This is a genomic window from Dokdonella sp., assembly GCF_049593775.1.
Lineage (GTDB): Bacteria > Pseudomonadota > Gammaproteobacteria > Xanthomonadales > Rhodanobacteraceae > Dokdonella.
Window position 1 is genome coordinate 1 of sequence record NZ_JBAWHJ010000408.1, and the last position, 2112, is coordinate 2112.

Here is a 2112-nt window from a genome sequence, read left to right on the forward strand (position 1 = left end):
GTCCTCGACAACCAGCACATGCCGAGAGGTGGTGTCACCGACGTTTCCGGGGTCGGGGGGCGAGTCCTGCCGATCCGTCCGACTCGATGTCGGCGCCCCCGAATCGCTCGCTGTTGCCGCTTGCAACGGCAGGCGAATACGAAAGCAACTGCCCTTGCCCGGCGCGCTGTCGACGACAATGGTTCCACCCATCAGCTCTACCAGCTCGCGGCAGATCGACAAACCCAAGCCGCTGCTGCCACGACTGTGGGCGGCATCGCCGGATTGTTCGAAGCGGCCAAACAGGCGACTGCGCATATCCGCATTCATGCCTGGCCCGGTGTCTGAAACGCTGAACTCGACCCTGTTTCCGTCGATGTTTCCGACGCCCAGTTCGATCCGGCCGCGCTCGGTAAACTTGATCGCATTGTTGACCAGATTCAGCAGCACCTGCTTGATCCGCAGCGCGTCACCGACGACCGCGTCCGGCACGCCATCGCCGACCTTCAGGTCGATCACCAGACTCTTTTTTTAAGCCAGAGGAAGTTCCAGCGCACGGACTTCGCGCACCACCTCGACCGGATCCAGCACCTTTCTGACAAGCTCCAGTTTGCCTGCCTCGATTCGGGCCAGGTCGAGGCTGTCATTGACCAGTCGCAACAGCAGGTCGCCGGAGCGGCTGATCGCTTCGGCGTATCCGCGCTGCTTGTCATTCAGTGGGGTGCCTCGCAGCAGTTCGGCCATGCCCAGCACGCCGGTCATCGGCGTGCGGATCTCATGGCTCATGGTAGCCAGAAACGTCGACTTTGAATTGGCCAGTTGCTCGGCATTGCGCCGCTGCTCCTCGGTCAATGCCATTGAATGAAGCCGGTCGAGGCGGTGTCGCCAGGCGCGCATGCCGGCAACAACAGCCAGGCCGAGCAGAATCACGTAGGTGATCCATGCACCCGGTCGCAACCACGGCGCAGCAGCCACGTGGACCGGAACGGCAATCGCCGATTCGCTCCAGACACCATCGGCATTGGCGGCGCGAATCTGCAGCTGATAGTCACCGGCCGGCAATTGCGAAAACACCCGTTCTCCGCGCGCCCCGGTATCCAGCCAGTCATCATCGAATCCTTCAAGGCGGAACTGATAGCGATTGCCGGCAGGATTGAGAAATGACAGCGCACGTGCCTTTACAGTCAACTCTCGATCGGAATGCCCGAGCTCGAGCGGTGCGTTCGCATCCAGGGTCATGACTTCGCCATCACGACGAACCGACAACCCGGCCAGCTTGAGCAATGGCGCAGGCGAGTCGAGCGAAATGGCCAGCGGATCGAAGCCGATCAGTCCGGCGCGTGAATTGACGTAGACGCTGCCGTCCGGAGCGCGCGCAAAGTGTCCGACCAGCTCGGCACTGGGCAAGCCATCACGTTCACTGAAGCGGCGAACGCCTTGAAGGTCGGCATCGATACGCCAGAGGCCGCGCTGACTGGCCACCCAGACGCTGGCGTCCGCAGCCACGTGCAGATCACTCACCTGCATGGCGGGCCAGCCTTCGGCGCTGGCGATAGTCACCGCAGCCGAGAGATTCCCGTGGTGCAGGTCGTAGCGTTCCAGTGCACCGAGTCGATGCAGCCAGAGCGCATCCTTGCCGGCAAACGTCATCGCGTGTATCGCCTCGTTCGGAGCGCCTGACACACGCTCGAACTGATCGGCTGCGACGTTGTATCGCTCAATGCCGGTGCTGGTCGCGACCCAGGGGATTCCATCCGGGTCGAGCACCAGGTTGCTGATGTCGGCGTCGCCCAGGGTTCCGGTAGCTGGCGAATAGCTGTGAACGATCAAGGTGTCGGGGTCGATTCGCGCCACCCCACCGCCACGCAGGCTGGCCCATAGCATCGAATCCGGACCGAGCACCATCCGGTTCGCATAACCACGAGGCAATGCGGCAGAAGAATCCGACTCGACCAGAAGCTCGATCACGCCACTGCCGTCCAGAGCGTAGCGGCGAATTCCGCGCTGATGACCAACCCAGAGGAATTCGCCAACCTGCAGGACAGACCGCACCGCACTGCCTTGGACATTCAATCGCGATCCATGGCGAATGACTTGTCCGGACCTTGCATCGATATGATCAACGCCGTCACG

At 62.1% G+C, this 2112-nt stretch carries 2 protein-coding genes; both read right to left on the reverse strand.

Annotated elements, in window-relative coordinates:
• On the reverse strand, positions 1–498 hold a 498-nt coding region (locus WBP53_RS14060; RefSeq protein ID WP_423929975.1), incomplete at its 3' end, for a sensor histidine kinase.
• Between the two features lie 12 nt (positions 499–510).
• Positions 511–2112: histidine kinase dimerization/phospho-acceptor domain-containing protein (locus WBP53_RS14065; RefSeq protein WP_423929977.1), on the reverse strand; the 1602-nt coding region annotated here is incomplete at its 5' end.